The 2,164-nt window shown below is 60.0% G+C and carries 1 protein-coding gene and 1 pseudogene; both read left to right on the top strand.

Features of this window, described 5'->3' with window-relative positions; translation table 11 throughout:
• A pseudogene (locus AC5JJ6_RS10765) lies at positions 1–483 on the top strand (metal-dependent hydrolase); the annotation flags it as partial.
• 180 nt (positions 484–663) lie between these two features.
• Positions 664–2,142, top strand: a complete 1,479-nt coding sequence (locus AC5JJ6_RS10760; RefSeq protein WP_496042030.1) for a methyl-accepting chemotaxis protein — start codon at positions 664–666, stop codon at positions 2,140–2,142.
• Positions 2,143–2,164: the final 22 nt, after the last annotated feature.

The raw sequence follows: 2,164 nt of genomic DNA, 5'->3' as shown, positions 1-2,164 counted from the left end.
AACGAGAACATCCGGGCCGAGGCGCGCCAGCAGTTGAAGACGGCCGGCCAGCCGGTCCAGAACGTCCTGGCGTATCCGCAGCTCTTTCAACCCTGGTTCCGCCGGGTCGTCGCCGAAACGCCTGACAGCATCATGGTCGGATATTATTCGATCGTGGCCGGAGGAACGATCGACTGGACCACCCATCCGATCCGGCACGATCCCCTGATCGACAGGGTCGCCACGACCTGGGAAGCCGGGATTTTCCGGTGGTTCGCAATGGAAAAGCTGTGGTGGCGGGTCGTCGAGAATGCCGAAGGCGCCGCCGTGGAGGCGTTCGATTACCGCTATGGCATGATGGGCAGCACCGAACTGGGCTTCTGGGGCATCCGTGCCCAGGTGGACCGGGACGGACAACTGCTGGGACCGCCCGAGAGATTTCAGCAGCCTCGCTCGGCTTCCCGATCCGATTTTAGCGAGTACTGGCGCCGCATCTGGGGCTAGGCCGTTTGGCATATGAGAACTAGCTACGATGATCACTCATACGCTTTAGCCTATGAGTGATTATTGCCAATTTCTGCCTTAGGACGACTAAAGAGCTATCTGATTTTCTCAGATGCGTAAAATTTTATTAATCTCCTTATTCAATGATGGAAAGAGTTCGAAACGCCGGGGAAAGCAGTTATGTTCAAGAAGTTCAGCAGAATAGCTGTAGAAACGAGTAAAACTGCGGGCCTGGACGCTTTGCGCGCCAATGTGATGATTGCCGACAGTCAGCTCAACATCACCTACATGAATCCTGCCGCCTTGAACCTTATGCGGGACGCAGAAGACGAGCTTAAGGCTGAACTTCCTCGCTTCAGCGTCGCCAACCTTGTCGGCAGCAACATCGACATCTTCCACAAGAACCCCGGCCATCAGCGCAAGATGCTGGCAGCGCTGGACAAGCCGCATAGCGCCACCATCCACGTCGGCAAGCGCGTCTTCGATCTGCTGGTCAGCCCGCTTTTCGACAAGGGGCAGAGGATCGGCTTCATCGTGGAATGGTCCGACTCCAAGGAACGGCTTCTGAACCTCGACTACGCGATGCAGCTTACCGCCGTCAACCGATCACAGGCCGTGATCGAGTTTTCGGTCAGTGGCGAGATCATCCATGCTAACGACAACTTCCTCAACGCGATGGGATACCGCCTGGACGAGATCAAGGGCAAGCATCACGGCATATTCGTCGAACCCAGCCAGCGCGACAGCCGGGACTACACGGCGTTCTGGGACAGGCTTCGGGCCGGAGAATTTCAGGCAGGGCAGTACAAGCGGGTCGGCAAGGGCGGCAAACCGATCTGGATCGAAGGGGCCTACAACCCCATCCTCGATCAGAATGGCAAGGTCGTGAAGGTCGTCAAGTTCGCGACGGACATCACGGCCCAGGTGGAACTCCTGGCGAACTTAAAGACCCTGATCGATACCAATTTCGGCGAGATCGACGGCGCGATCGAACGGTCGACCTCGGAAGCGCGCTCCGCATCGCTGGCGGCGGACGAGACCTCGACCAACGTTCAGATGGTCGCGGCCAGTGCCGAGGAACTGGCGGCATCGATCAACGAAATCTCCCAGAACATGGCGAAGTCCCGCTCCGCCACCGACAATGCCTTCGACCGGGCGGTGGCGGCCGGGCAGAGCACGGAGAAGCTGACCAATGCCGCCCAGGCGATGAACGGCATCGTCGGCTTGATCCAGAACATCGCCGGACAGATCAACCTGCTGGCGCTGAACGCCACGATCGAGGCGGCGCGTGCCGGCGAGGCCGGGAAGGGGTTCGCGGTCGTGGCGTCCGAGGTCAAGAACCTTGCCAACCAGGCGGCCCGGGCGACCGAGCAGATCTCGCGGGAGATCGACGGCGTGCAGTCGACTTCGGGCGAGGTCGTGACCGCGCTCGACACCATCCGGGACGCCATCGGCAGCGTCCGCGACCATGTCACCGTGACGGCGGCGGCCGTCGAGGAACAGAGTTCCGTCACCATGAGCATGTCGTCGAACATGCAAAGCGCATCGGCGGCCGTTTCGACGGTATCCTCGAATGTCGGGGAGATTTCCTCTGCAGGCCATCAGGCGGCGATGGCGATCACCAAGACCAAGGAGGCGGCAAAGGTGCTTGTCCGCTGAAGCGGAGAGGCATCGATGCTCG

The sequence above is a fragment of the Skermanella sp. genome (assembly GCF_059503625.1).
The sequence above is the reverse complement of the archived record's forward strand: the minus strand, read 5'-3'. Positions and strand labels throughout refer to the sequence as shown.